This window comes from Bacillus sp. IT-79MI2, assembly GCF_949768135.1.
Taxonomy (GTDB): Bacteria; Bacillota; Bacilli; order Bacillales; family Bacillaceae_G; genus Bacillus_A; species Bacillus_A pseudomycoides.
Window position 1 is genome coordinate 1 of sequence record NZ_CATKPV010000020.1, and the last position, 325, is coordinate 325.

General features: G+C 35.7%; 1 protein-coding gene. It reads left to right on the forward strand.

All coding sequences use genetic code 11. The annotated features are described in order from the left end of the window. Nucleotides 1–12: 12 nt before the first annotated feature. Nucleotides 13–325 (forward strand): helix-turn-helix domain-containing protein (locus tag ACM6HU_RS01060; protein ID WP_141490420.1); only part of this gene is annotated, 313 nt, incomplete at its 3' end.

Below are 325 nucleotides of genomic sequence, written 5' to 3' on the forward strand. Positions count from 1 at the left end.
GGGCAGTTTTTTATGTCTAAATTTTCTTCAAAAGAAAAAATACGAGCAGTGAGACGGTATTTAAGTGGCAATGAAGGTGGAAAAACAATTGCTAAATCTATAGGGGTTCACCCCAGTATACTTCACCAGTGGATTAAACAATATGAATTTTCGGGTAAAAATGCTTTTAAAAAACGCTATACATCTTACTCTGTGCCGTTTAAACTGAATGTACTCAATTATATGAATGAAAAAGGGACATCTATCAGGGAAACAGCGGCGATTTTCAATATTCCATCTTATGAAACACTTCGGAAATGGAAAGTGGCTTATGAAGCAGGAGGAT